The sequence below is a fragment of the Pseudomonas sp. PvP100 genome (genome assembly GCF_017833055.1).
GTDB lineage: Bacteria > Pseudomonadota > Gammaproteobacteria > Pseudomonadales > Pseudomonadaceae > Aquipseudomonas > Aquipseudomonas syringae.
Map to the genome: position 1 here is coordinate 2643533 of NZ_JAFIBO010000001.1, position 25560 is coordinate 2669092.

26 protein-coding genes are annotated in these 25560 nt (G+C 58.1%); 7 read left to right on the forward strand and 19 right to left on the reverse strand.

The genetic code is table 11. The features are described 5' to 3' along the window. Positions 1-69 precede the first annotated feature (69 nt). The 7 genes from JOE39_RS11150 to JOE39_RS11180 all read right to left on the reverse strand — a co-directional run bounded on the left by JOE39_RS11150 (position 70) and on the right by JOE39_RS11180 (position 8507). Complete coding sequence (locus JOE39_RS11150; protein WP_017279332.1) at positions 70-1662, reverse strand: flagellar hook-associated protein 3; 1593 nt, start codon at positions 1660-1662, stop codon at positions 70-72. 13 nt (positions 1663-1675) lie between these two features. Continuing rightward, positions 1676-3736, reverse strand: a complete 2061-nt coding sequence (gene flgK / locus JOE39_RS11155) for a flagellar hook-associated protein FlgK (protein WP_003391318.1) — start codon at positions 3734-3736, stop codon at positions 1676-1678. 10 nt (positions 3737-3746) lie between these two features. Further along, complete coding sequence (flgJ, locus tag JOE39_RS11160; RefSeq protein ID WP_024663992.1) at positions 3747-5000, reverse strand: flagellar assembly peptidoglycan hydrolase FlgJ; 1254 nt, start codon at positions 4998-5000, stop codon at positions 3747-3749. Between the two features lie 10 nt (positions 5001-5010). Further along, complete coding sequence (locus JOE39_RS11165) at positions 5011-6120, reverse strand: flagellar basal body P-ring protein FlgI (protein ID WP_003347335.1); 1110 nt, start codon at positions 6118-6120, stop codon at positions 5011-5013. A gap of 13 nt (positions 6121-6133) precedes the next feature. Beyond that, entirely contained in the window at positions 6134-6847 is a 714-nt protein-coding gene (gene flgH, locus JOE39_RS11170) for a flagellar basal body L-ring protein FlgH (RefSeq protein WP_003316787.1), read from the reverse strand. A gap of 84 nt (positions 6848-6931) precedes the next feature. Beyond that, on the reverse strand, positions 6932-7720 hold the full coding sequence (gene flgG / locus JOE39_RS11175) for a flagellar basal-body rod protein FlgG (protein ID WP_003404338.1): 789 nt from the start codon (positions 7718-7720) through the stop codon (positions 6932-6934). Between the two features lie 46 nt (positions 7721-7766). After that, positions 7767-8507 (reverse strand): flagellar basal body rod protein FlgF, encoded by a 741-nt coding sequence (locus JOE39_RS11180; RefSeq protein WP_003316785.1) that lies wholly within the window; start codon positions 8505-8507, stop codon positions 7767-7769. Positions 8508-8790: 283 nt separating this feature from the next. Here JOE39_RS11180 and JOE39_RS11185 point away from each other — a divergent pair, with 283 nt between their 5' ends. Then, on the forward strand, positions 8791-8982 hold the full coding sequence (locus JOE39_RS11185) for a hypothetical protein (protein WP_003316783.1): 192 nt from the start codon (positions 8791-8793) through the stop codon (positions 8980-8982). Here the strand turns inward: JOE39_RS11185 and JOE39_RS11190 are convergent, their stop codons facing one another. The 7 genes from JOE39_RS11190 to cynS form a co-directional block, all read right to left on the reverse strand. Then, positions 8983-10728: a flagellar hook-basal body complex protein gene (locus JOE39_RS11190; protein WP_024663991.1), complete on the reverse strand. Its 1746-nt coding sequence runs from the start codon at positions 10726-10728 to the stop codon at positions 8983-8985. A 194-nt stretch (positions 10729-10922) separates the two neighbouring features. Next, on the reverse strand, positions 10923-12251 hold the full coding sequence (gene flgE, locus JOE39_RS11195) for a flagellar hook protein FlgE (RefSeq protein ID WP_003422150.1): 1329 nt from the start codon (positions 12249-12251) through the stop codon (positions 10923-10925). A gap of 25 nt (positions 12252-12276) precedes the next feature. Further along, positions 12277-12966: a flagellar hook assembly protein FlgD gene (flgD, locus tag JOE39_RS11200; protein ID WP_003316779.1), complete on the reverse strand. Its 690-nt coding sequence runs from the start codon at positions 12964-12966 to the stop codon at positions 12277-12279. Between the two features lie 15 nt (positions 12967-12981). Continuing rightward, positions 12982-13422: a flagellar basal body rod protein FlgC gene (gene flgC / locus JOE39_RS11205; protein WP_002554316.1), complete on the reverse strand. Its 441-nt coding sequence runs from the start codon at positions 13420-13422 to the stop codon at positions 12982-12984. A 3-nt stretch (positions 13423-13425) separates the two neighbouring features. Continuing rightward, entirely contained in the window at positions 13426-13833 is a 408-nt protein-coding gene (gene flgB, locus JOE39_RS11210) for a flagellar basal body rod protein FlgB (RefSeq protein WP_003316778.1), read from the reverse strand. A gap of 279 nt (positions 13834-14112) precedes the next feature. Further along, positions 14113-14586, reverse strand: coding sequence for a nuclear transport factor 2 family protein (locus JOE39_RS11215; RefSeq protein ID WP_004416966.1), 474 nt, complete (start codon positions 14584-14586; stop codon positions 14113-14115). Between the two features lie 10 nt (positions 14587-14596). Beyond that, complete coding sequence (gene cynS, locus JOE39_RS11220) at positions 14597-15064, reverse strand: cyanase (RefSeq protein WP_003391308.1); 468 nt, start codon at positions 15062-15064, stop codon at positions 14597-14599. 73 nt (positions 15065-15137) lie between these two features. On the opposite strand from cynS, the gene cynR reads away from it, so the two are divergent. After that, a complete protein-coding gene (gene cynR / locus JOE39_RS11225) occupies positions 15138-16052 on the forward strand; it encodes a transcriptional regulator CynR (protein WP_003391305.1) in 915 nt (304 codons plus the stop codon). Between the two features lie 93 nt (positions 16053-16145). Here the strand turns inward: cynR and cheR are convergent, their stop codons facing one another. After that, positions 16146-16973 carry a protein-glutamate O-methyltransferase CheR gene (gene cheR, locus JOE39_RS11230; protein ID WP_003347319.1) on the reverse strand — a complete coding sequence of 276 codons (828 nt, stop codon included), beginning with the start codon at positions 16971-16973 and terminating at the stop codon, positions 16146-16148. A 51-nt stretch (positions 16974-17024) separates the two neighbouring features. Then, positions 17025-17951 carry a chemotaxis protein CheV gene (locus JOE39_RS11235; RefSeq protein WP_003316772.1) on the reverse strand — a complete coding sequence of 309 codons (927 nt, stop codon included), beginning with the start codon at positions 17949-17951 and terminating at the stop codon, positions 17025-17027. Between the two features lie 77 nt (positions 17952-18028). Here JOE39_RS11235 and flgA point away from each other — a divergent pair, with 77 nt between their 5' ends. From flgA to JOE39_RS11255, 4 genes are all read left to right on the forward strand, one after another. Next, complete coding sequence (gene flgA / locus JOE39_RS11240; protein ID WP_003417867.1) at positions 18029-18787, forward strand: flagellar basal body P-ring formation chaperone FlgA; 759 nt, start codon at positions 18029-18031, stop codon at positions 18785-18787. Between the two features lie 161 nt (positions 18788-18948). Next, positions 18949-19263 carry a flagellar biosynthesis anti-sigma factor FlgM gene (flgM, locus tag JOE39_RS11245; protein ID WP_003316770.1) on the forward strand — a complete coding sequence of 105 codons (315 nt, stop codon included), beginning with the start codon at positions 18949-18951 and terminating at the stop codon, positions 19261-19263. Positions 19264-19312: 49 nt separating this feature from the next. Continuing rightward, positions 19313-19780: a flagellar protein FlgN gene (locus tag JOE39_RS11250; protein ID WP_003316769.1), complete on the forward strand. Its 468-nt coding sequence runs from the start codon at positions 19313-19315 to the stop codon at positions 19778-19780. 81 nt (positions 19781-19861) lie between these two features. Further along, a complete protein-coding gene (locus JOE39_RS11255; RefSeq protein WP_003316768.1) occupies positions 19862-20608 on the forward strand; it encodes a flagellar brake protein in 747 nt (248 codons plus the stop codon). A gap of 67 nt (positions 20609-20675) precedes the next feature. Here JOE39_RS11255 and JOE39_RS11260 read toward each other — a convergent pair whose 3' ends face one another. From JOE39_RS11260 to JOE39_RS11270, 3 genes are all read right to left on the reverse strand, one after another. Continuing rightward, on the reverse strand, positions 20676-22103 hold the full coding sequence (locus JOE39_RS11260; protein WP_003316767.1) for an MFS transporter: 1428 nt from the start codon (positions 22101-22103) through the stop codon (positions 20676-20678). Positions 22104-22157: 54 nt separating this feature from the next. Next, the gene (locus JOE39_RS11265) at positions 22158-23399 is read right to left on the reverse strand and encodes a glutamine synthetase family protein (RefSeq protein WP_161632651.1); all 1242 of its coding nucleotides are present in this window, start codon (positions 23397-23399) and stop codon (positions 22158-22160) included. A gap of 202 nt (positions 23400-23601) precedes the next feature. Next, positions 23602-24513, reverse strand: coding sequence for a methyltransferase domain-containing protein (locus JOE39_RS11270; protein WP_004416963.1), 912 nt, complete (start codon positions 24511-24513; stop codon positions 23602-23604). A 235-nt stretch (positions 24514-24748) separates the two neighbouring features. Between JOE39_RS11270 and JOE39_RS11275 the strand changes: the two genes are divergently transcribed. Beyond that, complete coding sequence (locus JOE39_RS11275; protein ID WP_024663988.1) at positions 24749-25558, forward strand: hypothetical protein; 810 nt, start codon at positions 24749-24751, stop codon at positions 25556-25558. Positions 25559-25560 lie beyond the last annotated feature (2 nt).

Below are 25560 nucleotides of genomic sequence, written 5' to 3' on the forward strand. Positions count from 1 at the left end.
CTGGGGACCCATCAGTCGAGTGGCCCCCCTCACCGCTGAAAAAAGACGGCGGATGCTCAACGTCAGAACTCAAAGCTGACTGAACAGGTTCAACTTGGATAGCATGGTAAACACCTGCTGAGAAGCGTCCAGCATGGTTTTCTGCAATGTCAGGCGGGTGGTCGCCTCGACGATATCGGCGTTTACGTAAGTGCCTTGCTCAGTGGTGTTGTTACCTTTGAGCAGATCGTTGGTCGTGCCTTGGGCGGTTGCCGCCAGCTGACGCGCGCCGCCGCTGGAACGTGCCGTAGAGGCCTGTTCGATGGCACTGCTCATGTTGCCCAGTGCAGAGTTCAGCGCCGCCGTCATATTCTGCGAAGCTACCAGGTTGCCATCGGTGGGCGTCGACAGGGCTTTGATCGCCGCTGTCAGCGTATTCAGGATGTTCTCGGTCTGGTGTGTGCCGGATTCGACGATGAATTGGTCGCCGGCAGCCGGTGTGCCGCTGATATTGAAGTTCACCCCTGAAGCATTGGCCGTCGAACCGGTCATGGTGCCGCTGGACACTGGCTTGCTGCTGCTGGTCAATGGCGCAGCATACAAGTCGTAATCGGTCGGACTGGTGAACTTGAGGATCGCGCCTTCTGTCGGGAAGGTATTGTTGAACGCGGCCCGGTCCGCAGCGGTATTGCCCACGGCAGAGCTGCTGACGGTCGCCGTTGACGTATTGCCGGCGCTGCGCGCGGTGGAAACACTGTCCGGTGTCGATGCCAGCTGGTAGCTGCGATTGGTCAGCGCCGCATCGGCGGTAGCGTCCGAGACCCGGTCAGCGGCTGGCAGGTTGACGTTGAGGGTCATTTCCACGCCGCGGAAGGTGAACGTCTGGGCATCGAACGAGCCGTGGGAAAACTTGCCACCCGACGACGTATCGGAACTCACGTCAGTGCCACTGGCGTCAGTGATCTTGAACTGCGTGCCGCTGAGAAAGGTCAGCGTGTACGGCTCGCCGCCCTGGTAGCTGGCGTTATAGGTCGGAGTGGACGTCACCAGACCACCGCTGAGGCCGATCTTGCCGTCATCGGTTGCAGGCGAAAGCAGCGTGGCAGACGTACGGGTGGTGTTGACCGACTGCTCGAAGGCCTCGAAACCTGTGGTATTGCTGGCCATTACCAGGCCGTCGCCCACCGCCAGATTGACGCTGGTCTGGTCGCCCTTGTAGCTGTAAGAGCCGTCAGCGTTCTGCGCGTACGGTGGCGTCGACGCCTTGGAACCAGAAAATATGTACTGACCATTCGGGTCCTGGCTATTCATCAAGCCCAGAATCTGGCTCTGGTACTGCTTGAGCGCCGAAGCCTTGGCGAGACGGTCGGAGTCGGTAAAGGCGCCACTGCCCGCCGAGACGATCTGCTCACGCGCAGCCTGCATCGTGTCGATGATGCTGGTCAGGGTCGTTTCGGTAGTCACAACGTTGGTATTGATCGTGCCGATATTGGTTTCGTACTGGGTCAGCATGGAGTTCTGCTGGGCCAGTTGCAGTACGCGCGCCGCACCCACCGGATCATCGCCCGCGGTATTGAGCTTGATGCCGCTGGAGACCTCTTCGCTGGTCTTGTTCAGGTTCGAATAGTTACGCTGATAATTGGTGTTCGTGGATTCGAAGAACTGGGTAGTCGAGATACGCATGGCTCACGATTCCTTAAAGACTGTTGATCAGCGTGCTGAAAATGGTTTGTGCCGCCTTGATGATCTGCGAAGAGGCGGTGTAGTACTGCTGGTACTTGATCAGGTTGGACGCTTCTTCGTCGAGCGATACACCCGAGACCGAATCACGCGACGACTTGGCCTGGCTGACCACGGCCGCAGTGGCGGTCACATCGTTCTTGCTCTGGCTGGCCAACGTACCTACCACAGATACCGTACTTGCATACGCACCGGACAGGCTGGTGCCCACACCACCGTTGATGACGCCGACAGTCTTGGCGGTCTGCAGACCTGCCACCGCCAACGCATTGCGGTTATCGGACGAGCCACCACCGGTCATGCCAATGCTGAACGTGTCATTGGCAACCGGCGAGCCGGAGATAGTCATTTGCAGTTCAAAAGCGGTTTTGCTGCTTGGCGTCGTCGTAGTGTCAGTGTAGCCAACGTTCAACTTGACCGTGTTGGCCTGGCCCTGAATGATCGAACCGCCGACGGCGTTGCCATTCTGGTCAAGCACCGCACCGCCACTCGCATTGATCAGGGTGTAGCTCTGCACGCCGCTGCTATTCGCAGCACCCATCACCAGTTTCATCGGGGTGGAGGATTTGAGCGCATTACGCAGGTCAGCGGTCTGGGTGCTGTCGTATATATTGGACTTGGTGTTCAGCACCGGCTGAGTGAAGCCACCGGTGCCGGAGTTGCTGCTACCCGCCGTTGCCGTCAGGGGCGCCGCAGCTGCAATGTCCTTGGCATCGGTCAGCGCCACCGAAATCCCCGCCGCGCCAGTGCGTGTCGGGATGACCTTGAAACTGTCACCGGCTGCCAGCGTGTTGCCATTGAGGCTCACACTGAAGCCTTCGAACTGCTTGGGCGGATTGTCAGCCAGCGAACCGGCCCCCACGCTCTCGCCGTTGGGCAGGCGGCGCACGCTGAAATTCGATGAGTCGCTGAACGTCACTTCATAATCGTTGGCGGTCAGCTTGCTGGTGTCGCCGATCGTCACGTTGAGGTTGCCGGAGCCGACACTGTTGGTGGTTTTGCCGATGCTGCGCTGGGTAATGGCATCCGCACTGTTGATGCTGGAGTACAGGTTCGAACCAAAGTTACCCTTGCTGTCGATACCCTGATTCATCTGGCTGTTGACCTGATCGGACAGCACCATCGCGGTACGGCCCAATTCATTGGTCGCGGGCACCAGCACTTCGTTGCGATAACGCAACAGACCACCGATCGAGCCACCCGTGAGCACCGAGGTCACATCCGTCTGGGTCTGGCCGTAGGCAACCTGCACGTTGTACTGCAACGGATCGGACGGGCTCGGGCTGGCCGACATCTTGTAGGACGTGCCGCCACTGACCAGTGATTGTCCGGTGCCGGTATAGATGTCGAAGTTGCCGTTGTTCTCGACAACCTTCACACCGACCAGCTCGTTGAGCTTACGAACCGCCTCGCTGCGCGAATCGAGCAAGGTGTTCGGCGTGGCGTTGCCCGCCGACGCTTGTGTAATCTGCTTGTTCAGGCTCGCCAGGGTGGTGGTCAGTTCGTTGACCTGCTTGGTGAACGTGTCGAGCTGCGTGTTGACGTTGTCGTTCTGCGTGGACAACTGCGACGACACCGAGTTGAAGCGTGCGCTCAACGCGCCAGCCTGGGTCAGGAACGACGAGCGTTCGGCCGACTGCGTGGCGCTGGTGGCGATGCCCTGCATCTTGGTGAAGAAGTCCGCCAGCTGCACGGAGATCCCCGTCGCACTGTCGGACAGCAATGTATCGGTCTTGCTGGCCTGACCGGAATAAGCCACTGCATCCGCGCTGAGGGCGGTGCTCGATTGCAATTGGGTGTCCAGATAGCCGTTGTAGATGCGACGTACGTCGGACAGCGTAGTGCCGGTACCGATGTAGCCTACACCCTGACCAAGAGCGATCTGCGCCGACGCCGTGGTCAGCACCTGCTGACGCGAGTAACCAGCGGTATCCACGTTGGCCGTGTTGTTACCGATGGTGTTGATCGCGGCACTGCTGGCATTGATACCTGAGAGCCCAATTGAAATCAGCGACATGAGTCAAACCTTATAAAGTCGTGGAAGAGCCCGCTGCAGCGGCGTAAGTCTGGTAACTCTTCATCTGCTTCGCAATCTGCGAAATCTTGCTGGCATAGTCCGGGTCAGTGGCGTAGCCGGCCTTCTGCAATTCTTTTACAAACTGTTCCGGTTTATCGGCCGAATTGACCACTTCTTTATACCGGCTGTTGTTCTGCAACAGACTGACCAGGTCGTGGAAGCTGTCGGCGTAGGAATCGTAGGAACGGAAGTCCGCCGTTTCCTTGACCATCTTGCCGTCGCGGAACTCGCTGGTTATCGCGCGTGCTTCGGCACCCTTCCAGCTGCCCGCCGCCTTGATGCCGAACAGGTTGTGACTGCTGCTGCCGTCCTGCTGACGCATGATCGATTTGCCCCAACCGGTTTCCAGTGCCGCCTGCGCCACCAGCATGACCGGGTCGACGCCGATTCGTGCTGCGGCTTCCTTGGCCAGTGGCAGCATGGTTTCGACGAACTGGTCGGCGTTGCTGAACGCACGCTTGGCCGGTGCCAGCGGTGGCTGGGCCATGGAGCGCACGTACTCCGGCGCGGGTGCCAGGTTCGGATCAAGAGTCCAGTCGCCGTTGTTGCCTGTGCTGCCGGCTGTCGCGCGAGCAGGTACCGGGCTGTTGCTGACCGCCGCTGTAGCGGAAGGCACGATGCCAGCCAGCAGGCGATCGGTGAGCTTGGCGGGCAAGGACAGACGACGCGAGTTGAGCATCGCCATGTCATTGCGCCCTTCTCCGGACGCCGATGCCGCAGCCGCCGCCTGATCGGCAGCCACCGAGCGTGTGGCCCACAACGGACGCTGGTAGACACTGGTCGCCAGGCCGGTCTTGGCTGGCGCAGCGTCGATAGCGGCCGTTGCAGCCTTGGCGGCGTCGGTCGTATTGATCGGCGCGGCGTGGTTTATCCCCTTGTCTTTCGACAATTGGCGCATCAGCACGTCCTGCAAGCCGATACCGTTGCCACGGGTGGACAGCGTGACCGCCAGTTGCTGGTCATACATATCCTGATACTGCCGCGTGGCCGGGGTGTTCATCGGATTGTCCTTGGCCAGCACTTCGTTGGCCGAGCGCATGGCCTTGAGCATCTGGCTGACGAACAGCGACTCGAACTCGCGGGCCACTTTCTTCTGGTTTTCCACACTGTCCTTGTCGCCATGCTTCAGCGACGCCAGACGGTTGACGTCGGTATAGGCACCCGAATCGACCGCCGACGAAATTCCGCTCTTGGGCATATCCATGCTCGAATCCTCAGATCACGATCAGGTCGGCTTGCAACGCGCCGGCCTGCTTAAGGGCTTCGAGAATGGCCATCAGGTCACCGGGCGCAGCGCCCACCTGATTGACCGCGCGAACGATCTCATCCAGCGTCGTGCCTGGACCGAACTTGAACATCGGGTGCAACTCCTGCTGGGCATTGACCCGCGAGCGTGGCACGACCGCAGTCTGACCACCGGACAATGCGCCCGGCTGGCTGACGATCGGGTCTTCGGTGATGGTCACGGTCAGGCTGCCGTGGGTCACGGCAGCAGGCGACACCTTGACGTTCTGGCCGATGACGATGGTGCCGGTCCGCGAATTGATGATGACCTTGGCAGCGGTCTGGCCCGGATCGACTTCCAGGTTTTCCAGAATCGACAGGTAGTCGACACGCTGGCCCGGATCAAGCGGCGCGGTCACACGCACCGAACCACCGTCCAGCGCCTGAGCGACGCCCGGGCCCAGCAATTCGTTGATCTTGTCGACAACCCGCTTGGCAGTGGTGAAGTCGGAGCGATTCAGGTTCAGGGTCAGGGTATTGCCCTGATTGAAACCGCTCGGCACCGAACGCTCGACCGACGCTCCGCCAGGAATGCGCCCCGACGACGGAACGTTGACAGTGATTTTCGAGCCGTCACGGCCTTCCGCGTCGAAACCGCCGACCACCAGGTTGCCCTGAGCGATGGCGTAGACGTTACCGTCGACACCTTTCATCGGTGTCATCAACAGCGCACCGCCGCGCAGGCTTTTGGAGTTACCGATCGAGGAAACGGTGATATCGACCGTCTGGCCTGGCTTGGCAAATGCTGGCAAATCTGCGTACACCGCAACTGCTGCAACGTTTTTCAACTGTACGGTGCCAGAACCGGCCGGGACCTTGATGCCGAACTGCGACAGCATGTTGTTGAAGGTCTGCAGGGTGAACGGGGTCTGGGTGGTCTGGTCACCTGTACCGTTGAGACCGACGACCAGACCGTAACCGATCAACTGGTTGGCCCGCACGCCGGAGATGCTCGCGATGTCCTTCAGACGCTCGGCGTGGACGCCGAACGCTGTGGACAACAACAAGGTCGCCGCTATCAGTTGCTTGAGCTTGATCATGTTTATCCCGCTATCAGAAAGGGAACAACGGGCTGAGGAAGAACCGGTCGAACCAGCCTGGCTGGCTGGTATCGGCAAAGGCTCCGGTCCCCGAATAGGTAATGCGTGCATCAGCGATACGGGTGGACGACACAGTGTTGTCGGTCGCGATGTCATCAGCCCGGACCAGACCGGCAATCCGCACCAGTTCGTCGCCGGTATTGAGGGTCATCCACTTCTCGCCACGTACCGCCAGAATGCCGTTGGGCAGCACATCCGCAACCGTCACGGTGACCGAGCCGGTCAGACTGTTGCTCTGTGCTGCCTTGCCGTCACCCTTGGTGGTCCGCGCGCCGTTGTAACCGGCGTTGAGGCTCAAATCATTGCCGCCAATCGGGTTGTTGGTGGTCAGACCCGAACCGAACAGCGAGGTCAGACCAATGCTGTTGTTGCTGTTCTTGGACATCGCCGAAGTGGCCGCCTTGCTCGCCGCCATACGCTCGGAAAGCGTAATGGTGATGATGTCGCCAATACGGAAGGCCTTGCGGTCGCCGTACAGGTTCTGCTCGAAACCGGCCTGATAGATGGCGCCATTGTTGGCAGCCGCCGACATGGGCGTACGCGGCAACACCGGAGCGTAATAAGGGTCATTGGGCTTGGCCGTCGGCGCAACACAGCCGGACAGCAGGGTGATCCCGCACAATGAAGCGATCAACACTGAAAAACGCGGAACACTAAGGCGGTTCATGACACTTGAAACCTCGCGGTGTAACAGGCGCTTATCAGGCGCCCCATCGGATTGAGCGGTTCTACGAGCAGCGACATCAAGGACTTACAGGTTCTGCGTCAGGTTTTGCAGCATCTGGTCAGCGGTTGAGATCACTTTGGAGTTCATCTCGTAAGCGCGCTGGGTAGTGATCATGTTGACCAGTTCCTCAACGGTGCTGACGTTGGAGTTTTCCAGGGTGTTCTGCAGGGTCGGACCCAGGCCGTTAAGGCCAGGAGTACCGATCTGCGGCGCGCCGCTCGAACCGGTCTCCAGGTACAGGTTGCCACCCATGGCCTGCAGACCGGCCGGGTTGATGAAGTCTGCAGTCTGGATGTTGCCGATGATCTGCGGCGTAGCGGTTGCACCTGCCAGCGTGACGGAAACAGTACCGTCCTGGCCGACGGTGAAGGTCTGGGCGTTCTGTGGAACGACAATCGCAGGCTCGAGGGCATAACCGTTGGCGGTCACGATCTGGCCGTTGGCGTCGAGGTGAAACGTACCGTCACGGCTGTAGGCAATGGTGCCGTCCGGCTGGGTCACCTGAAAGAAACCACGACCGTTGACCGCCAGGTCCAGCGGGTTGTTGGTGGTCTGCAGGCTACCGGCAGTGAAGTTCTTCTGCGTGCCGACAATGCGCACACCGGTACCCAGTTGCAGGCCGGAAGGCAGTTCGCTGTCCTGAGTGGACTGAGCACCCGGCTGGCGTTTGATCTGATACAGCAGGTCCTGGAACTCGGCACGGTCACTCTTGAAACCCGTGGTCGAGACGTTCGCCAGGTTGTTGGAGATGGTGGTCAGGTTGGTGTCCTGAGCGGCAAGGCCGGTTTTGGCGACGTATAGTGCAGGAAGCATGTGTGTTCTCCTCGAGCGCCGGTTTGTCGGCGCAAGCTGTCATTGATTAGCCAAGTTGCAAGACGCGAGCCATAGACTGATCGTCTTCTTCGGCGGTCTTCATCATCTTGACGTGCAATTCGAATTGACGGGACAAGGCCAGTACCGAGGTCATTTCCTCGACCGCATTGACGTTGCTCGCCTGCAGAAAGCCGGACTCGACCTGAACGGTGGCGTCTGCGTCGGCAGGCCGGCCGGTCTTGGTGTGGATCAGGCCGTCAGGGCCCTTCTCCATGGTCTTCAGGTCAGGCCTGACCAGCTTGATGCGGTCAACCTGCGCCATCACCTGCGGACTTTCGCCCAGCGAACGAATGCTGATCGTGCCGTCGGCGCCGATCTCGATCTGCTGCTGAGGCGGCACGGCGATCGGACCGCCGTTGCCCATAACCGGCAAACCACTGCCGTCGCGCAACACGCCCAGAGCATCGATGTTCATGCCGGAACTGCGGGTATAGGCTTCACCGCCGTCGGGCGTCTGCACGGCGATCCAGCCATCACCCTTGACGGCGATGTCCAGCTCGCGACCGGTCTGCACCATGGCACCGGCGGAAAAGTCGGTACCGGGACGCTCGCTCATGGCGTAGGCGCGCGATGGCATGACCTCGCCAAACACCGGCATCGAGCGGGCCTGTTCAAGGTCACGCATGAAACCGTTGGTCGAGACGTTTGCCAGGTTGTTGGCATGAGCCTTTTGCGCGATCGCGTTTTCGGATGCACCGCTCATTGCGACGTAAAGCAACTTGTCCACAGTCTTCCTCCTCCGACAGACGCTTGCCGCCTGTAGCTGTTCTGAAAGGGTTAAAGCAATTTTTGAACCAACTTGTCAGGCTCGATACAAATGCCTGATTAACCAGTAAAAACTGGTGTTCGCCGATGACCTGAGGACAGAGCGCCAGCCAATAGCGGCGGCGGACTGCCGCCTGCCGCTTGCCAGGCAGGAAACACCGCCAAAAAAACTTCATCGAACTGCGCTGACAACCGGATCGACAGTGATAATCTTGCCGACACCGCAACCCTGATCGGGAACCGTCATGCCTTTTCGTGCGTGCATCATCGGTATCGCGAGCGCGAGCCTGATGACCTTTGCCCTGCTCTCTCAGGCCGCTCCCGCCCACTATTACAAATGGCAGGGCGACAGCCGGATCGTCTGCGCCCAGGCCAGCCCGGGCCCAGGCTGGAAACGATTGAAAGGCCACTTCATCAAAGCCGACTGCTCGATGTAATCAGGTCGACTGAATCAGCGTCTGCATCAGCGTCACTTCGGTGGATATCGCCTTCGAGTTGGCCTGATAGGCTGTCTGGGCCTGGATCAGCGCAATCAGCTCATCGGCCAGCACGACGTTAGAACCCTCCAGCGCGCCACTGACGATGCTGCCCAGCGTACCGACGCCCGGCACATCATATTCAGCCACTCCGGAATCAGCGGTGGCGGTCCAGCGTGTATCACTACGCGGCTGCAAGCCATGCGGATTGGCGAAACTGGCGAGCATCACCTGACCGATAGACTTGGTCATGCCATTGGCAAACCCGGCACGCAGAATGCCGTCCCGGCCAACTTCAAGACTTTTCAGCTCGCCTGCCGAATGGCCATCCACGTAGGCAGCCGAGCGCGAACTGGTAGCGTTGTGCTGAAGCAGACGGGTGAAGTCGATGGTGATGCCGTCAGCGCTGCCAGCCGCCCCGTTGGATATCCAGCGCTCGCGGGCGGTGCCAGGATCAACCGCCATCACAGGCGACCAGCCAGTGAGTTTCAGCTGAGTGCCATTGCTGCTCAGGCCAGGACTGCCGGTCAACGACGCAACGGCGCCATGGGAATCGAAGACGATGTTCGCCGTCAGCGGCGTGGTGGACGCGGAGTTCTGCGGGTTTCGATCATCGATCAGTGCGTGCATGCGCCAACTGTTGGTGCCGTCCTTCACGAAATACTGTTTCAGCTCATGAGTGTTGCCCTGACTGTCAAAGATCTGGTTACCGAACATCCTGCTGTAGGTGTTCAGGTCTGCCGGATTGAAGTCTGGAACCGGCCGATGCATGACCGTATCACCGGGATCGAGCAGACTGGCCCCGGCATCGTTCAACGGCAACGAAACAGCCCCGCCGTTCAGCGAGCCATTCGCCGCCCAAGCGCCATTGACCTGCGCGGCAGGCACCCAACCCTGCAAGGCAAATTCGGTGTCCGAGACTTTGCTCAGGTGCTGATCATTGCCGCTGTACGACAGCGAGCCGTCAGGCTTGAGCTCAAGACTTACCTGCAGCGGCGCTACGCTGTCGGGATCCACCGGATTGCGCCCGTCCACCAGCACATACATCGACCATTGATTGGCCTCGGTCTTGACGAAATACTGCTTGAGCTCATGATCGGCTGCGGGCACCGGAGTGATGCCCACATCCTGGATGGTCCGGGTGGCGACTCGTGTGTAGGTCGCGGGGTCGTCCGGGTCGAAGGTCGGCAAGCGAGCAAGCGAAGGCAGCGAGGCATCCAGATTGATAGTTTCAGCCACCGTGGTCGTAGCCCTGGCACCGACGTTGGACGTATCGATCTGCAAGTCCGTGCGGATACCACTGGCAATCTCGCCCTTATCGTTTGCGGCATACCCCTGCAAACGTCCGCCATCGCTGTCGACGACAAAGTTGGCAGCGTCTTTCAAAAAGGCGCCGGCCCGCGTATAGGCCAGCGAACCCTGATCACTGACCACGAAAAAACCGTTGCCCTGAATACGCATATCCAGCGCATTGCCGGAACTGATCACGGTTTCACCCTGATTGAAATTCTGCTGCACCGAAGCAAGTCGTACACCATCCCCGACAGCGTGCTGCCCGGCCCCCAGCTGTGCGGACGCATATAAAGCCGAAAACTGCGCACGGGACGACTTGAAACCCAGAGTACCGACGTTGGCAATATTATTACCCGCCACTTCCAGTCGTTTATTGGCAGCATGAATACCGCTGATCGCTGTATTGAATGACATGAGGACTCCCTTGCCGCAAAGGCAATTCATAGATGAGTTTTATTCTCACATCATCGTGCGTAGGAAGTTTCCAAGTAGGGTGCGGGAGTAATCCGTAACTTTCAGCACTAAAAGATATAACAACGTACTGGGCAGGCAGGCATAAAAAAGCCCCTTTTACAGGGGCTTTTTCAATACAGTTCAAACAACGTTTGTTACGTCATCTGAATAGTGGTCTGCATGATGGTGCTTTGTGTGGAAATGGTCTTGGCGTTAGCCTGATAGTTGCTCTGCGCCTTGATCAGGTTAACCAGCTCCATGGTCAGGTCGACGTTGGATTCTTCCAGCGCCTGACCGGTGATGTAACCCAGCGTACCCGACTGTGGAGCGCCGCTCACCGGTACGCCGGAAGCGAACGTTTCACGCCAGTTGGTGCCGCCGGCCTGCGCCAGGCCCTGCACGTTGGCAAAGCTGGTCAGCGAAGTCTGGCCAATGACCTGCGACTTGCCGTTGGTGTAAGTGGCGAACAGGTTGCCGCTCGAGTCGACGTTCATGCCGCTCAACTGGCCAGTGGCGTAACCATTCTGATCCTGCTTGAGCAGGCCCGATACCGAAGCGGTCTGGGTAGTGGACGACATGTCCAGCTTGATCGAAGCTGCGCCAGCAGCGCCGTTGGCTGCCCAAGTGGCCGTCGTGCCAGTACCGACCTGCACGCCAGGTACCCAGTTGTTCACGGCAAACGTACCGTCAGCATTGAACTTGATGTTGGCGCTGTCAGTAGGAACAGCGGCGCCGGCGGTGGTCACCAGGTTGCCCGAGGAATCGAACGTCAGGTCATTCTTGTCCGGCGCTGTAGACGTCGGATCGGAAATGCTGCGCCCGTCCATCAGGGAATACATCGACCAGGTATTGGTGCCGGTCTTGACGAAATACTGATCCAGGGTGTGAGCATTACCCTGAGTGTCGTAAGTCGGGGTGCTGTACTTGTTGTTGTAACTCTTGGTGTCGGTCGCATCGAACGTCGCAACGGTCGGTAATGGCGTCGTCGAGTTCAAGTTGGCGGAGTTGGTGATCGTGCTCGTTGCCTTGGGGTCCAGGTTGGACGCGTTCACACGCAGATCGCTGAGCGCGCCGGTCACGACAGAGCCATTGGCGTCAACGTTGTAACCCTGCAGCTTCATGTTGCTGCTATTGACGACGTAGCCTTCCTTGTCGGTGTGGAATGCACCGGCACGGGTGTACAGCTTCTCGCCGTTATTGCTCATCATGAAGAAACCGTCGCCATTAATGGCAAGGTCCAGACTGTTGGCTGTTCCGGTGGTCAGGCTGCCCTGGGAGAACTGCTGGGAAACCGCAGCGGTCCTCACGCCACTGCCGACGCTGGTATTGCCGGAAGTACCACGAATCGACTGAGCGTATTGATCAGCGAACTCGGCACGTGACGATTTGAAACCGGTTGTCGCGACGTTGGCAATGTTGTTGCCGGTAACGTCGAGACTTTTGTTTGCAGCATAGAGCCCACTAAGGCCGATATTGAAAGACATGTTTCACTCCTGCGCCGTAGCGGCTCTACAATCCGATAGTTTGAACTTTGGACAGGGCGACACTGCCGCTGGCCAGGTTAAGCGTTGTTTCTGCGCCATTGACACCCATCGTGACACTGTTGACCGTGGCGGGCAGGTAAGTTGAAAGCTGTGTGTTCTTGCCTTCGACCGAGCCTTCAGCTTTGAAGGTATAAGTTCCCGATGGCAACTGAGTACCGCTTGAGTCCGTACCGTCCCAGGCAAAGCTGGTGGTACCGGCTTTTTGCGTGCCCAGGTCAACACTGTCGACCAGATTCGATTGCGAGTCGTACACCTTGACGGTCGTTAGCGAGCTTTCGCTCGGCACTACGATCGACCCGGTCAGGCCTTTGGTCGTATCGACCGATGTACTGCTCGCATCGATGATTACCGAGCGTCCGACCAGTGACGAGGCCTGCAAGGCCTGCGACGACTTGTAGCTGCTGGCGATCGTGTCAACGGTCGAGGTCAGATTCTGCATGCTTTCAAGGCTGCTGAACTGCGCCAGTTGCGCCACGAACTGCGTGTTGTCCTGCGGATCCAGAGGGTTCTGGTTCTTCATCTGCGTCACGAGCAACTGCAGAAAAGAGTCCTTGCCCAGCGTGCCGGTAGAATTCGTCGCGGTCGGCGTCGGATTCTGCAGCGTATTCAAAAATGTCGATGAAACGCTGTTTGCTGTGGTGCTATCAACGGCCATAACGTTCGCCTTCTATCACTGACCGAGGGTCAGAACCTTCTGCATCATGGATTTAGCGGTGTTCATGATTTCTGCGTTGGTCTGGAAAGACCGGCTGGCAGAAATCATGTCGGCCATTTCTTCCACGACATTGACGTTGGGGTAATAGACATACCCGTCCTTGTCAGCGGAAGGATGATTGGGCTCGTAACGTGCTTCCAGGTTCGAGCTGTCTTCGATGATGCCGTTGACCTGAACGCCCTGCCCGGCTTCGCCCTGGTCCTGAAACAAAGAACCACCGGTCGACTGCTGACCCTGCATCACGGTGGCGAACACCGGGTGACGGGCACGATAGGTCTGGTCCATGCTCGAAGACACGGTCTCGGCGTTGGCGATGTTACTGGCCGTGGTGTTCAGACGCGTGGTCTGGGCACTCATGGCGCTACCGGCAATGTTGAACACATTGGCTAGTGACATGAATTATTCTCCGCGAAGGGCTGCAACCAGCCCCTTGAACTTGCTGTTGAGCAATGTGAAGCTGGCCTGGAAGCCCATGGCGTTCTCGGTGTAGCTGGCCTGCTCGACCTGGGAATCAACGGTGTTCTGGTCCAGCGAAGGCTGCGACGGCGTGCGATACATCAGCGTCCCGTCGTCATTGCCCATGCCCTCGGCTTCGATATGGCGGCTGTTGGTCTTGTTCAGCGCGAAGTGACCGTTCTGGGCCTTGTCGGTTTCGGCAGCCAGCACCGAAGAAAACTCCAGATCACGAGCCTTGAAGTTCGGGGTGTCGGCGTTGGAAATGTTGTTGGCCAACACCTCTGCCCGCTGAGCCCGGAAGTTGAGGGCCTTTTCATGTATGCCTAGCGCTTTATCGAAGCTGATGCTCATTTCGGGAAACCTTTGCCGGTTGACCTGATTCTGTTGTTACTGACAAAGCAATCGGCGTGCCATGTTGTAAAAGTCAATGTTTGCAGGGCCCGCAGGCGGTGGCGAGGCGGCAATGCCAGAAAAGCGGCAAGGCATTTCCGCTGTGGAGGGGTAAAGCGGCAAGGTGGGTGCCGTTTTTTTGCCAGTACCGGATTGCCGCCTGGCAATGGCGGCCCTTCATCATTGCCTCGATCAGACACCCAATAAAAAAAGAGACCCGAAGGTCCCTTTGACGGTTGATCAGAGACCCAGCTCACTCAAACCCGGGTGATCATCCGGTCGGCGCCCCAATGGCCAATGGTATTTGCGCTCGGACTCGGCGATCGGCAAATCGTTGATGCAGGCAAAGCGCCGTTGCATGAGGCCGTTTGCAGCGAACTCCCAGTTTTCATTGCCATACGAACGGAACCAGTTGCCGGAGTCGTCATGCCATTCGTACGCATAGCGCACGGCGATGCGGTTATCCGTGAATGCCCAGAGTTCCTTGATCAGCCGGTAGTCCAGTTCCTTGCGCCACTTGCGTTCCAGAAAGGCCTGAGCCTCTGCGCGACCATTGACGAACTCGCTGCGGTTACGCCAATAGGTGTCTTCGGTGTAGGCCAGCGCGACTTTCGCCGCATCGCGCGAATTCCAGCCATCCTCGGCGCCACGGACTTTCTGGACTGCAGTCTCCAGGGTGAAGGGTGGCAATGGCGGTCTTCCTTTATCACTCATCTCGGCGTCCTCAGAACGGTTTGTAGGGCAGGAATTTTCCATCAAGGGTGATCACGGCTCGCTCGCCCCCTTCCGGATCGTCGACTTTCTTGATGTCGAGCTTGAAGTTGATTGCGCTGATGATGCCGTCGCCGAACTGCTCGTGCACCAGTGCTTTCAGCGTTGTGCCGTAGACCTGAACCATTTCATGGAAGCGGTAGATAGTCGGGTCACTGGAGACGTCTTCGACATTGCCGCGCAACGGGATGGTTTGCAGTTCGGCGACCGCGTCCCGGTCCAGCCCGAGACGCTCGGCGACCACCTCGGCCACCGCTTCCGGCAAAGGGTGCTGACCGAGCAAGGCAGCGGTGACATACACCACGCTCAACCCCGTACCTTCTGCGAGCCCCGCCCAGGTCAGGTTCTTTGCAGTCTTGGCCTGCAGCACACGTTCAGTCAGATGCTGGCGCGGCGCTCTGGAAATATTGCTGTGCGGCATAGGTAACCCTCCGGAATGAATTCACGTCAATCACAGCATCGGCAACTATCACCATAAGATCCAAGACTGATTTATGATCATCGCCATAATCCTGACTTATGGTGATGCTGTGCTCTTACGCCATATACGTTATTTGCTGGCAATCGCCGACCATAGCAATTTCACCCGGGCAGCCGAGGCCCTGCATGTCTCGCAACCGGCGTTGTCGCAGCAGATCAGGCAGCTGGAAAGCAGTCTGGGTGTGCAACTGTTCGACCGCACCCGCCGCAGTGTCGTGCCGACCGATGCCGGCCGCGTGTATCTGGACCACGCGCGTCGCTGCCTGCTTGAGCTGGAGGCCGGGAAGCGTGCGCTCGACGATGTCAGCGATCTGTCACGCGGACAATTGCGCCTCGGCGTCACGCCCACCTTCAGTGAATACCTGATAGCACCACTGATCGACCGCTTCAGCGCGCTGTATCCCGGAGTGGCAATTATCCTCACAGAACTGCCTCTGGAGCAGATTACCGAGGCATTGATCAGTGACGCGCTCGATCTGGCCATCGGCTTTGCCGGCAGTCATGCTGTCGAGATAGACAGCCAGGCTCTGTTCGATGAACAACTGTGCCTGGTCATGGCCAAGCCTGGCCCCGAAAAGCAGGCCGCATTGACACTTGAGGACCTGCAAGCGCTTCGCTTTGCCTTGCTCGCTCCCGGATTCGCCACTCGCCAGTTGCTGGATGCCTGGTGCCAGATGCAAAACTTCAAGCCGACAGTCGGCCTAGAGGCGAACTCGATTGCCATTTTGCTCAAGGTCGTCGCCCAGGGCCGCATGGCGACCATTCTTCCCGATGCCATCGTTCGCGAGCAGCCTGGATTGCGCGAAGTTCAGACCATCCCTGCCTTGCCTGGGCGGACGGTTGCGCTGCTGCGACGTAAAAACGGCTACCAGAGCGCTGCCGCCAACGCTTTTGCAAAACTGGTGAGCGGCAGCAGTACGCAAACATGAAACCGATGGGCAGACGATCAGAGCTGTTTTCGGCCGCGCACAAAAAAAGAGACCCGAAGGTCTCTTTTTTCATGACAGGCAACTGACAGATCGTCACTTGGCCTTATAGATGATCCCGGGGCTGCACTGAACCATCTGGTAGTGATCCGGCAAACCGTTGAGTGCTTCGGAAGCCCCCAAAAACAGGTAGCCGCCTGGCTTGAGCGTGCCGTGGATACGCAGCAGGATGTCCTTCTTCACTTCGGCCGAGAAGTAGATCAATACGTTACGGCAGAAAACGATGTCGAACTTGCCCAGCGAGGCGTAGCTGTCGAGCAGGTTGAACGAGCGGAATTCCACGCGACTCTTGATCGGCGCCTTGACCACCCAGCGGCCCGGACTTTTTACGTCAAAGAAGCGCTGCAAACGATCCGGCGACAGGCCGCGGCCAATGGCCAGACTGTCGTATTCGCCGGTCTTGCAGTTATTGAGCATCAAGCCCGACAGATCGGTTGCGACGATCTGCACGCCCGATTTGAGCTGCCCCTGATTGGCACGCTCGAACTCATCGATGGACATCGACAGCGAATACGGTTCCTGACCCGACGAACAGGCGGCCGACCAGATGCGCAGTCGCTGACCAGGGCTGGCCTTGATCTGCTCGGGCAACACCTTGTTCTTCAGCACTTCGAATGGATAAGTATCGCGAAACCACAGGGTTTCGTTGGTGGTCATCGCATCGACTACCTGCTCGCGCAAACCACTGCGCGGCTGGGTCTGAATGCGCTGGACCAACTCGCCAAGCGACTTGATGCTTTGCTGCTCCATCAATTTGTTGAGGCGGCTGGACACCAGGTACTGCTTGTTTTCCCCAAGCAGGATGCCACAGGCTTTTTCCAGAAATACCCGGAACTGATCAAAATCCAAATTACCCGTAGACAAAGTGCCGCCTCTCAAATCATGTGAATCACCGGGGACGACGCCCCCGGCTGGTTATTCTGCTGCCTTGATCCGCGCAACGACCCTGGCCGCCAGATCATCAGGCCTGAATTTCGCGAGAAAATCATCCGCGCCAACTTTCTTGACCATCGCCTGGTTGAATACCCCTGACAGCGAGGTATGCAAAGTGATGTGCATCTTCTGCATGCGTGGATCATTACGTATTGCTGCGGTAAGGGTATAGCCATCCATCTCCGGCATTTCAATGTCGGAGATCATCATCAGGAACTCTTCTTCAGGTTTTTTGCCTTCTGCGACCATCTTGAGCAGGTAATCCAGCGCCTGACGACCATCGTTGAGCGCTACGACTTCCACCCCGACGGTTTCCAGGCAGCGGCTCACTTGCTTGCGGGCCACCGACGAGTCGTCGACCGTCAGCACGCGCAGGGAGACAGCCTTGTGCTGAACCTCGGCGTCAATGACACCGACCGAGATCTCTTCGGACACTGGAGCGACTTCGGCGAGAATTTTCTCGACGTCGATGATTTCCACCAGCTGGTTATCAACCCGGGTAACGGCGGTCAGGTAATGATCGCGCCCGGTGCCCTTGGGTGGTGGATGAATCTCTTCCCAGTTCATGTTGACGATGCGTTCGACAGAATGCACCAGAAAGCCCTGAACCTTGGTGTTGTACTCGGTAATGATGACGAAGGAATTAACCAGCGAAATCATGCCTGTGGAACCTGTCGCCATTGCCAGATCCATGATCGGGATCGTGCCGCCACGAATATTGGCCACGCCCCGAACGATCTTGCTCGATTTGGGCATGATGGTGAGTTTCGGGCATTGCAGTACTTCTTTTACCTTGAAGACGTTGATCCCATAGAGCTGCTTGCCGTCGAGACGGAACAAGAGCAGCTCCAGGCGATTCTGACCCACCAGCTGAGTTCGCTGGTTTACCGAATCCATTACACCTGCCATGCCGAACCCCCTTACAAAATGACCGCCGCCCAGACACCAGATCAACAAGCGGCACGGGCTTTGCTATTTATTACTTCATGAACGCAAAGACGACAATTTCTCGACACCTCGCATTAGAAACCCGCAGGCTTCTGTGCGCAATCGCCCTGCTGTGCCTTTCCAGCACGGTGACCCTCGCTCGCGCCGAGAATTTCACACTGCCTGAGCAGCTTATCGGCGTCACCCAAGGGTTTCTTGAGTTCACAGTAGAAGACTATTTGGCAACCAACCAGATTGACGGGCGTCATGAGATACAGGTCAAGCAACTCGACCCGCGTTTAAGGATGGGTGCCTGCGACAAAGATTTGACAGCCACACTGGAAAGTCCGCGCCCGGTTGGCCGGGTCACCGTGCGGGTGCGCTGCGAAGGTTCTTCACCCTGGACGGTGTTTGTACCCGCCCAGGTGCTGCTGTATCGCAACGTCGTGACCGTGATGCGCCCGCTCAAGCGTGACGCGATCGTCACCGAAGAAGACGTTGCGATGCGCGAGCGGGATGTCAGCAGCCTGGGTCAGGGTTTCCTGGCATCGCTGGATCAGGCAGTCGGTCAGAAGGTTGTCCGACAAATGGTCATCGACCAGGTCATTACCCCGGTGGCGCTTGAGCAGCCACAAATGGTTCACAAGGGCGATCAGGTTGTGATCATTGCCCGCAGCGGCTCGCTGGCGGTTCGCATGCCCGGCGAAGCGATGTCCGATGGAGGCTTCAACGAACAGATACGGGTGAAAAACCTCAATTCCCAGCGGGTGATCAAGGCAAGTGTCACCGGCCCAGGGCAGGTGGAAGTCGCTATGTAGTGCATTGATAGTGGCGCGAAGGGTGTGTTTTTTTTAGACTGCGGGGAATGCCCGACGGCAAATGTCGTCTATTGGGAAGCTTTCTCACAATCAGCCTAAAGTTTGATAGGGGTTGGCCGAAAACAAGGCAAGCGTCCAAACACCCAGAGGTTTTTTCAATCATGGTCATAGATTTCAGTCGCCTTAACAACTCACAGTCTGTTGCCGGTGCTTCCCGTACCAGCCCCAGTAAAGACACCGCCAAAACCGCTGCCCCAGACCCTGCCGTCACCGCAGGCGTCAAAAGCACCGGGGAAACTTTTTCCTTGAGCAGTGAGGCTCAACAGTTGCAGAAAATCACGGACAAGCTGACCGATCTGCCAACCGTCAACAGTGCTCGCGTTGCCGAGCTCAAACAGGCCATCGCCGACGGTAGCTACACAGTGGACAGCAACCGTGTCGCCAGCAAACTGTTGAATTTCGAAACCCAACGCTAAGCTCAGGCTGGCGCTGGATATTCTGGACGCTTAAAAACCAGAGCATGCGATGCAAGACACTACTTTGCTGCAGATGATCACTGACGACATGGTTTCGGCCCGACAGCTTCTTGAGCTGTTGCAGGCCGAATCATTGATTCTTCACGGCCGCGACATGGGCGAGATGGAGCAGGTGCTGGCGCAGAAACAGGCGCTGGTCATTCTTCTCGATCAACATGGTCGCAAACGTAGCCAGGTGCTTGCGGGCATGGGGCTGCCAGCCAATCGCAGTGGTCTCCAGCAACTGGCCAGCCAGTCGGATATCGGTGAGCAATTGCTGCTGGCTGCCGACGAACTGAATACGTTGATCAATGAATGCCAGACGCTCAACGAGCGCAATGGTAGTCTGATCCAGATGCAGCAGGTCAGTACCGCTCACCAGCTTCGCATCTTGAACGGTGGCGATACGCCTACACTCTATGACAGCCGCGGGTCGACTGCACTTAGAGCAAAACCACGCCCTCTGAGTCAGGCGTAACTTCCTGTATCAAGGTTTCGTGCATGGTGGCAGAATGCCTGATGTTGCGTTGCCGTAGTATTTTGCCTGGAGATCAAGAACGTGAATGGCTCAAGCGCGGACGATGCTCCGCAGCCCCCGAAGGTTCTCAATACACCTTTGGAAATTGCCGCTAACCTGCGGCTGCTACTCGAGAGTCATGATCCTCTGATCATTACCTTTCATGAGCGCCCCCAGCGCTTTCAGAGCTATATGCTTGAAGTCGACCGCGACAACAACGTCATGGCCCTCGACGAAATGATCCCCCGCGATGGCGAACGCTTTCTGAGCAACGGCGAATCCTTCCGTGTCGAAGGCTTTCACGACGGCGTGCGGATTGCCTGGGAAAGTACTGCGCAAATGGACATCCTCAGCACCGACGGTCAACGCATGTACCGCGGCCCGATGCCTGAGGAAGTGGTTTATCACCAGCGCCGCAACGCATTCCGGGCCGCGCTGAAGCTGGCGCAACTGGTCGACGTCGAAATCGGCGGTGACCGCCTGAAATTCACGCTGGCCGGCAAGCTGCTGGATATTTCTGCTACCGGTTGCAAGTTGCGCTTCGAGGGCGACGTGTCCGATCGCATGCAATTGGGCCAGGTATACGAACGCTTCGTTGCCAAGCTGCCTTTCGGCGCCATGACAGCGCCTGTCGAGTTACGCCATCTGCATTTCGAAGAAAGAATCAACACTACCTTTGCCGGCGTGCGCTTCCACAACATGAGTGGGCTGGTGCAGCGTCAGGTCGAACGTTTCGTCTATCAGTTACAGCGAGAAGCACGACGCTTCGACAAAGACGACGACTTCTGACACTCATCTGAATCGCCCAACGATTGCGGCATTGCTGCCGCAATCGTGCACTGCCCTGCGCTACTCGTCAGGCCTTCCAGGTCTCGCTTTCACGCTCGCGTTCATGCTCATCGGCTTCAGCCGTTTCCGCCTCGGCAGCCGGCTCGGCCTGAACCAGAACCTCGCTTTCCGTATCGACCTCTGCTTCGGACACGACCTCGGAATCCGGCTCCGGCTCCGGCTCTGGCTCAACGGTTGCCTGCATCTGTTCCTGAACCACCTGCTCGTCGACACGCGGGTCAAGTGCAACCACCAGTGGCGAACTGGACATACTGTCCGGCATCGCAACGTGGTGCAGCGGTGCGTTTTCGACCTGGTGCAGGTGAGTGACCGCCTTTGGCCTGATCAGCAGTACCAGAATCACACCAGCGCCACACACGAACGCATACAGCATGTGCCCGCCAAACAGCTTCATCACCACACCCGCAGCCAGCGGACCGATACTGGCGCCGATGCCGTAGGTCATGAGCAACATGGCCGTCAGCGACACTCGGCGCTCGGCCTCGACGTGGTCATTGGCGAAGGCCACTGCCAGCGGATAAAGGCAGAACTGCATCAGCGAAGCCAGAAAACCGACACCGAACAGCACCTCGACAGGCACGCTGGGGAACACCGCCAGCGGTAACGACGCCACCACCAACGCGGCGGCAAAGATACGCATCAGTACGGAGCGGTCATAGCGGTCGGACAGCAGGCCCAACGGCCACTGCACCAGAAAACCGGCCAGAATGCAGCAGCCCATAAACAGACCTACCTGCTCGGTGGACAGCCCCTGCTCGGCGGCGTAGACCGGTGCCAGACCATAGAACGAACCGATGATCAGACCGGCGCCCAGTACCGCCGTCAGCGACTGCGGCACACGCTTCATGAAGAAGCGCGGCTCCAGTGGCGCCGGATGCAGCGGTGCCGGGTGAATCGCCCGGGTCATGGCGACGGGCACCAGGCACAGAGCGAAACACATCGCCACCAGCATCAGCAGCTCAGGCCCCAGTTGCGGGTGAACCACCAGCACCAACTGACCCAGCACCAACCCCAGGTAGGACGCAATCATGTAGCCGCTGAAGACCATGCCGCGCTGTTTGGCAGCCGCCTGCTCGTTCAGCCAGCTCTCGATGACCATGTATTGGCACATCATGCCCAGACCGACGATCACCCTCAGCACCAGCCAGGCTGGCAACCAGCTGATCAGGCCATGCCCGAGCACTGCCGCACCGACGATGCCGGCACAGGTGGCGTAGGCGCGAATATGCCCGACACGGCCGATCAGGCGGTGACCGATCTTGCCGCCCAGTACCAGACCGAAATAGTTGGCAGCCATCAACGCACCCACCCACAGGCTGTCAACCTGATCGGCGGCCAGGCGCAGGGCCAGATAAGTGCTCAGCAGACCCGAGCCGATCAACATCATCAACGAGGCAAAATAAAGCGCTCGAAAGGACTTCCAGATTTGGCGCATCAACTTTCCAAAAATAGGGAGTCGCCCGACTGGGCGAGCCCGACACTGCGATTCTTAAACCTGAGCAGCCAGCACGCGCCGTTCCCAGGGGGTTATCTCGTCAAAAAAACTGGTCAGTTCCAGGGTCTTCGACGCGATGTAGCCTTCGATGAATTCATGACCAAACAGTTCCTTGGCCAACTGACTGCTTTTCAGACGCTCCAGAGCAGCGTGCAAGGTACACGGCAATAACAATTCTTCCGGCACCTCCAGTTCGCCCTGCAGCGGCGGCGTCGGTTGCAGTCGTTGCTCGATGCCATGCAGCCCGGCCGCCAGACTTGCGGCAATAGCCAGATAAGGATTGGCGTCAGCGCCCGGCACACGATTTTCCACCCTTCTGGCCGCCGCTGCACTCGACGGAATGCGTAATCCGGCAGCGCGATTGTCGTAGGACCAGCAGGCGTTATTGGGTGACGCATAAGGATGGCACAGGCGCTGGTAGGAATTCACATTGGGCGCGAACAGCGCGGTGAAGTCCGCCATGCAGGCTTGCTGGCCAGCAATAAAATGACGAAACGCGTCGGTCGGCTCACCCTGCGCATCACTGAAGACGTTCACTGCGGTCTCTGCTGCCACTACGCTCTGATGAATATGCATCGAACTGCCCGCCGTATGGGCCAGCGGTTTGGCCATGCACACCACGATGAGCCCGTGCTTGAGCGCAACCTCCTTGAGCAAGTGCTTGAACAGAAAAGTCTGATCGGCCAGCAGCAGCGGATCGCCATGCAGCAGGTTGATCTCGAACTGACTGACCCCCATCTCGTGCATCACGGTGTCACGTGGCAGGCTCAGCGCGGCCATACAGGCATACACCTCGGCAAAAAAAGGCCGCAAGCCGTTGTTGGAGCTGACACTGAATGCCGAGTGCCCCTGTTCGCGTCGCCCGTCCAGCCCAGTCGGCGGCTCAAACGGATAAAGCGGCTCGGGATTGGGCGCGAAGATAAAAAACTCAAGTTCGGTGGCCACCACTGGCACCAGGTCCTGCGCAGCGTAACGGGCGATAACCGCCTTGAGCTGATTACGGGTGGAGAGCATGCAGGGCTGGCCATCGAGGTCCTGCGCATCACAAATGGCCAGGGCACGCGGCGACGTGCTCCAGGGCAGACGGTGGAGCTGCTGTGGATCACTGATCAGCGCCAGATCGCCGTCATCACTGCCGTAAAAGCGCGCCGGCGGATAACCGCCCATGATGCATTGCAGCAACACGCCGCGCGCCAGCTGCAAACGGCGGCCTTCGAGAAAACCTTCAGCCGTCATCACCTTGCCGCGAGGTACACCGTTCAAATCCGGGGTTACGCACTCCACTTCATCAATGCCCATCAGCATTTCTTTCTGCGAATGGGGGTCATTGCGTGTCATGGGTCAGTCCTTTTAGTTGAGCAGCAAACGCCAAGCTTCAACCTTCAGGCTGCAATCTTCAAGCACCGCGCTTCAGGCTGTAGGCCTGCCGCTCAACGCGTCAGAGAACCGGGTTATGGAAAGGTGTCCCGGTCACTTCGATGAACTCTTTTCGGTAGTCTTCGTTTTCCGGGTCGACCACGAGGGCCTGGCGCAGGAATTCGACGCCTTCGGCCACATTACCCAATTGACGACTCAGGGCACCGGCGAGGTGCAGCCTGGTGGCATCGAAAAAATTGAATGACAGCATAATCTTGGTCAGCGTCAGCGCGTTCTCGAGCTTGCCCGCCATCAACAATTGGTTGAACTGCGTGTTGAAGTCGCCGACGTCCTGCCACTTTTCGGCAGACAAGCCCTCCACTTTGCGCAGCACGACGGTGTGGCCGTTGCCTACTTTCGAATCGGTTTCTTCGACGCACTCGATGTACCAGCAACCCAGGCCTGACGAGTTAACGTAATTGACCGCGCGGAGCATGCTTTGCAGGGAAAAGACCTGATAGTGACCGCGCCACTCGCCTTCAGTGACGGTGGTCATGTCGACCTTGTTTTCATAGTCCTCGATCATCTGCGCCAGCGTCGTCAAACGACGCGCCCGATCAGTCTTGGCTGCGGTGCGCTTGGGAAAGATGCAGAAGAATACCCCGCCGTTCTTCAGCACTCGGAAGGATTCGACGTAGGCAGAAAGCAGGTTGGGGACGTGCTCGATGACGTGCGAGCTGATCAGATAGTCAACCGACGAGTCTGCCGTATGGATGCATTGAAAATCGCCCAGCATGTCGACCTTCGAAACATCGCCCGACACTTTCATCTGCTCGACGAAGTACTGCTGATAGTCTTCCATGTCGCGAGGGTGCAGAAAATCCACACCGTTGCACGGCGCAACGTTCAGGCAATGGGCAAGATTGAACGCGTTGTGAGCCGCGGCGCCCAACTCTATACCGTGCCCCTGGCAGTACTTTTTAGCTAACAGCATCACCCACCCACCGCTCATCGTGATATCGAATACAGCCTTTCAACGATTTCGGCGGTGTCCGCTAAAACTTTAACCAGCACCGCTCCAGGCCTTTGGCGTGCCAGCAATTGGCGCAAATATTGCAATCCACCGCGTACATACATCGATTTACGTCAGCGCGGGCTTGAACTGCCCGCCGAGCGGCGACGCCAATCAACAACAATCACGCTAACGCCCGAGAGAACAGAGGATCACCATGATCAATGGTCAAAAGGTTGGCTGCGGAATCGTCACCTACAACCGTCCTGCGCTGCTGAAAAAGCTTTACGATTCCCTGCCTGCCGAGATCATCGACTGCGTTGTCATCATCAATGACGGCGAGGTGTACCCGGAGTTTTCCGCGTATGACAGCGAGGTCTTCTTCAACAACGAGACCAACCTCGGCGTTGGAAAATCCAAGAACAGAGCTTTGTCGCGACTCATGGACGCCGGGTGTGAACACCTGTTCCTGATCGAAGACGACATCTATATAAAAAGCCCGGAAGTCTTCGAGCTTTATATTCTGACCTCGACGCTGACCGGCATTCAGCACCTCAATTACAGCCAGCATGGTCTGATGAACAAGACGCCGTCCGGCGAGGCCAACGCGGTGTACCGGATTGACTACGGCAATGGCATCAACCTACCCTTGTACCGCCATTGCGTCGGTGCGTTTTCCTACTATTCCAGACGCAGCCTGGAAGCCGCCGGCCTGATGGACGAGACGTATCACAACGCCTTTGAACACGTCGATCACACCCTGGCCATCATCAACCAGAACATGCACCCACCTTTCTGGTTTTTCGCCGACATCGATAATTCGCAGCTGTATCTGGGGGACGAGCCCTGGACGCTCGAGGGCTCAACGATTTCGTCCGACACCCTGCACCGCAAAAACGCCCTCGCAGCCATTGAACACTTCACGCTCAAGCACGGCTGCGAACCGGTCAAACATCCGTTGGCGTCTGATCAGGAACTGATGGACAGCCTGAACAGCATCAAACAGAACTTCGGATTGAATATCTAAGC

Excerpts from the sequence above, each read along its gene's own strand:
- JOE39_RS11215 (WP_004416966.1), bottom strand. The coding sequence starts at position 14,586 with ATGAGTGATAAAGGAAGACCGCCATTGCCACCCTTCACCCTGGAGACT.
- flgH (WP_003316787.1), bottom strand. The coding sequence starts at position 6,847 with ATGAACCGCCTTAGTGTTCCGCGTTTTTCAGTGTTGATCGCTTCATTG.
- JOE39_RS11165 (WP_003347335.1), bottom strand. The coding sequence starts at position 6,120 with ATGATCAAGCTCAAGCAACTGATAGCGGCGACCTTGTTGTTGTCCACA.
- JOE39_RS11270 (WP_004416963.1), bottom strand. The coding sequence starts at position 24,513 with ATGCTGTTAGCTAAAAAGTACTGCCAGGGGCACGGTATAGAGTTGGGC.
- flgB (WP_003316778.1), bottom strand. The coding sequence starts at position 13,833 with ATGAGCATCAGCTTCGATAAAGCGCTAGGCATACATGAAAAGGCCCTC.
- flgE (WP_003422150.1), bottom strand. The coding sequence starts at position 12,251 with ATGTCTTTCAATATCGGCCTTAGTGGGCTCTATGCTGCAAACAAAAGT.
- JOE39_RS11260 (WP_003316767.1), bottom strand. The coding sequence starts at position 22,103 with ATGCGCCAAATCTGGAAGTCCTTTCGAGCGCTTTATTTTGCCTCGTTG.
- JOE39_RS11190 (WP_024663991.1), bottom strand. The coding sequence starts at position 10,728 with ATGTCATTCAATACAGCGATCAGCGGTATTCATGCTGCCAATAAACGA.
- flgG (WP_003404338.1), bottom strand. The coding sequence starts at position 7,720 with ATGCTTCCTGCACTATACGTCGCCAAAACCGGCCTTGCCGCTCAGGAC.
- JOE39_RS11275 (WP_024663988.1), top strand. The coding sequence starts at position 24,749 with ATGATCAATGGTCAAAAGGTTGGCTGCGGAATCGTCACCTACAACCGT.
- JOE39_RS11250 (WP_003316769.1), top strand. The coding sequence starts at position 19,313 with ATGCAAGACACTACTTTGCTGCAGATGATCACTGACGACATGGTTTCG.
- JOE39_RS11235 (WP_003316772.1), bottom strand. The coding sequence starts at position 17,951 with ATGGCAGGTGTAATGGATTCGGTAAACCAGCGAACTCAGCTGGTGGGT.
- flgA (WP_003417867.1), top strand. The coding sequence starts at position 18,029 with ATGAACGCAAAGACGACAATTTCTCGACACCTCGCATTAGAAACCCGC.
- cynR (WP_003391305.1), top strand. The coding sequence starts at position 15,138 with ATGATCATCGCCATAATCCTGACTTATGGTGATGCTGTGCTCTTACGC.
- JOE39_RS11185 (WP_003316783.1), top strand. The coding sequence starts at position 8,791 with ATGCCTTTTCGTGCGTGCATCATCGGTATCGCGAGCGCGAGCCTGATG.
- flgK (WP_003391318.1), bottom strand. The coding sequence starts at position 3,736 with ATGTCGCTGATTTCAATTGGGCTCTCAGGTATCAATGCCAGCAGTGCC.
- JOE39_RS11265 (WP_161632651.1), bottom strand. The coding sequence starts at position 23,399 with ATGACGGCTGAAGGTTTTCTCGAAGGCCGCCGTTTGCAGCTGGCGCGC.
- flgD (WP_003316779.1), bottom strand. The coding sequence starts at position 12,966 with ATGGCCGTTGATAGCACCACAGCAAACAGCGTTTCATCGACATTTTTG.
- JOE39_RS11150 (WP_017279332.1), bottom strand. The coding sequence starts at position 1,662 with ATGCGTATCTCGACTACCCAGTTCTTCGAATCCACGAACACCAATTAT.
- cynS (WP_003391308.1), bottom strand. The coding sequence starts at position 15,064 with ATGCCGCACAGCAATATTTCCAGAGCGCCGCGCCAGCATCTGACTGAA.
- flgJ (WP_024663992.1), bottom strand. The coding sequence starts at position 5,000 with ATGGATATGCCCAAGAGCGGAATTTCGTCGGCGGTCGATTCGGGTGCC.
- flgM (WP_003316770.1), top strand. The coding sequence starts at position 18,949 with ATGGTCATAGATTTCAGTCGCCTTAACAACTCACAGTCTGTTGCCGGT.
- flgC (WP_002554316.1), bottom strand. The coding sequence starts at position 13,422 with ATGTCACTAGCCAATGTGTTCAACATTGCCGGTAGCGCCATGAGTGCC.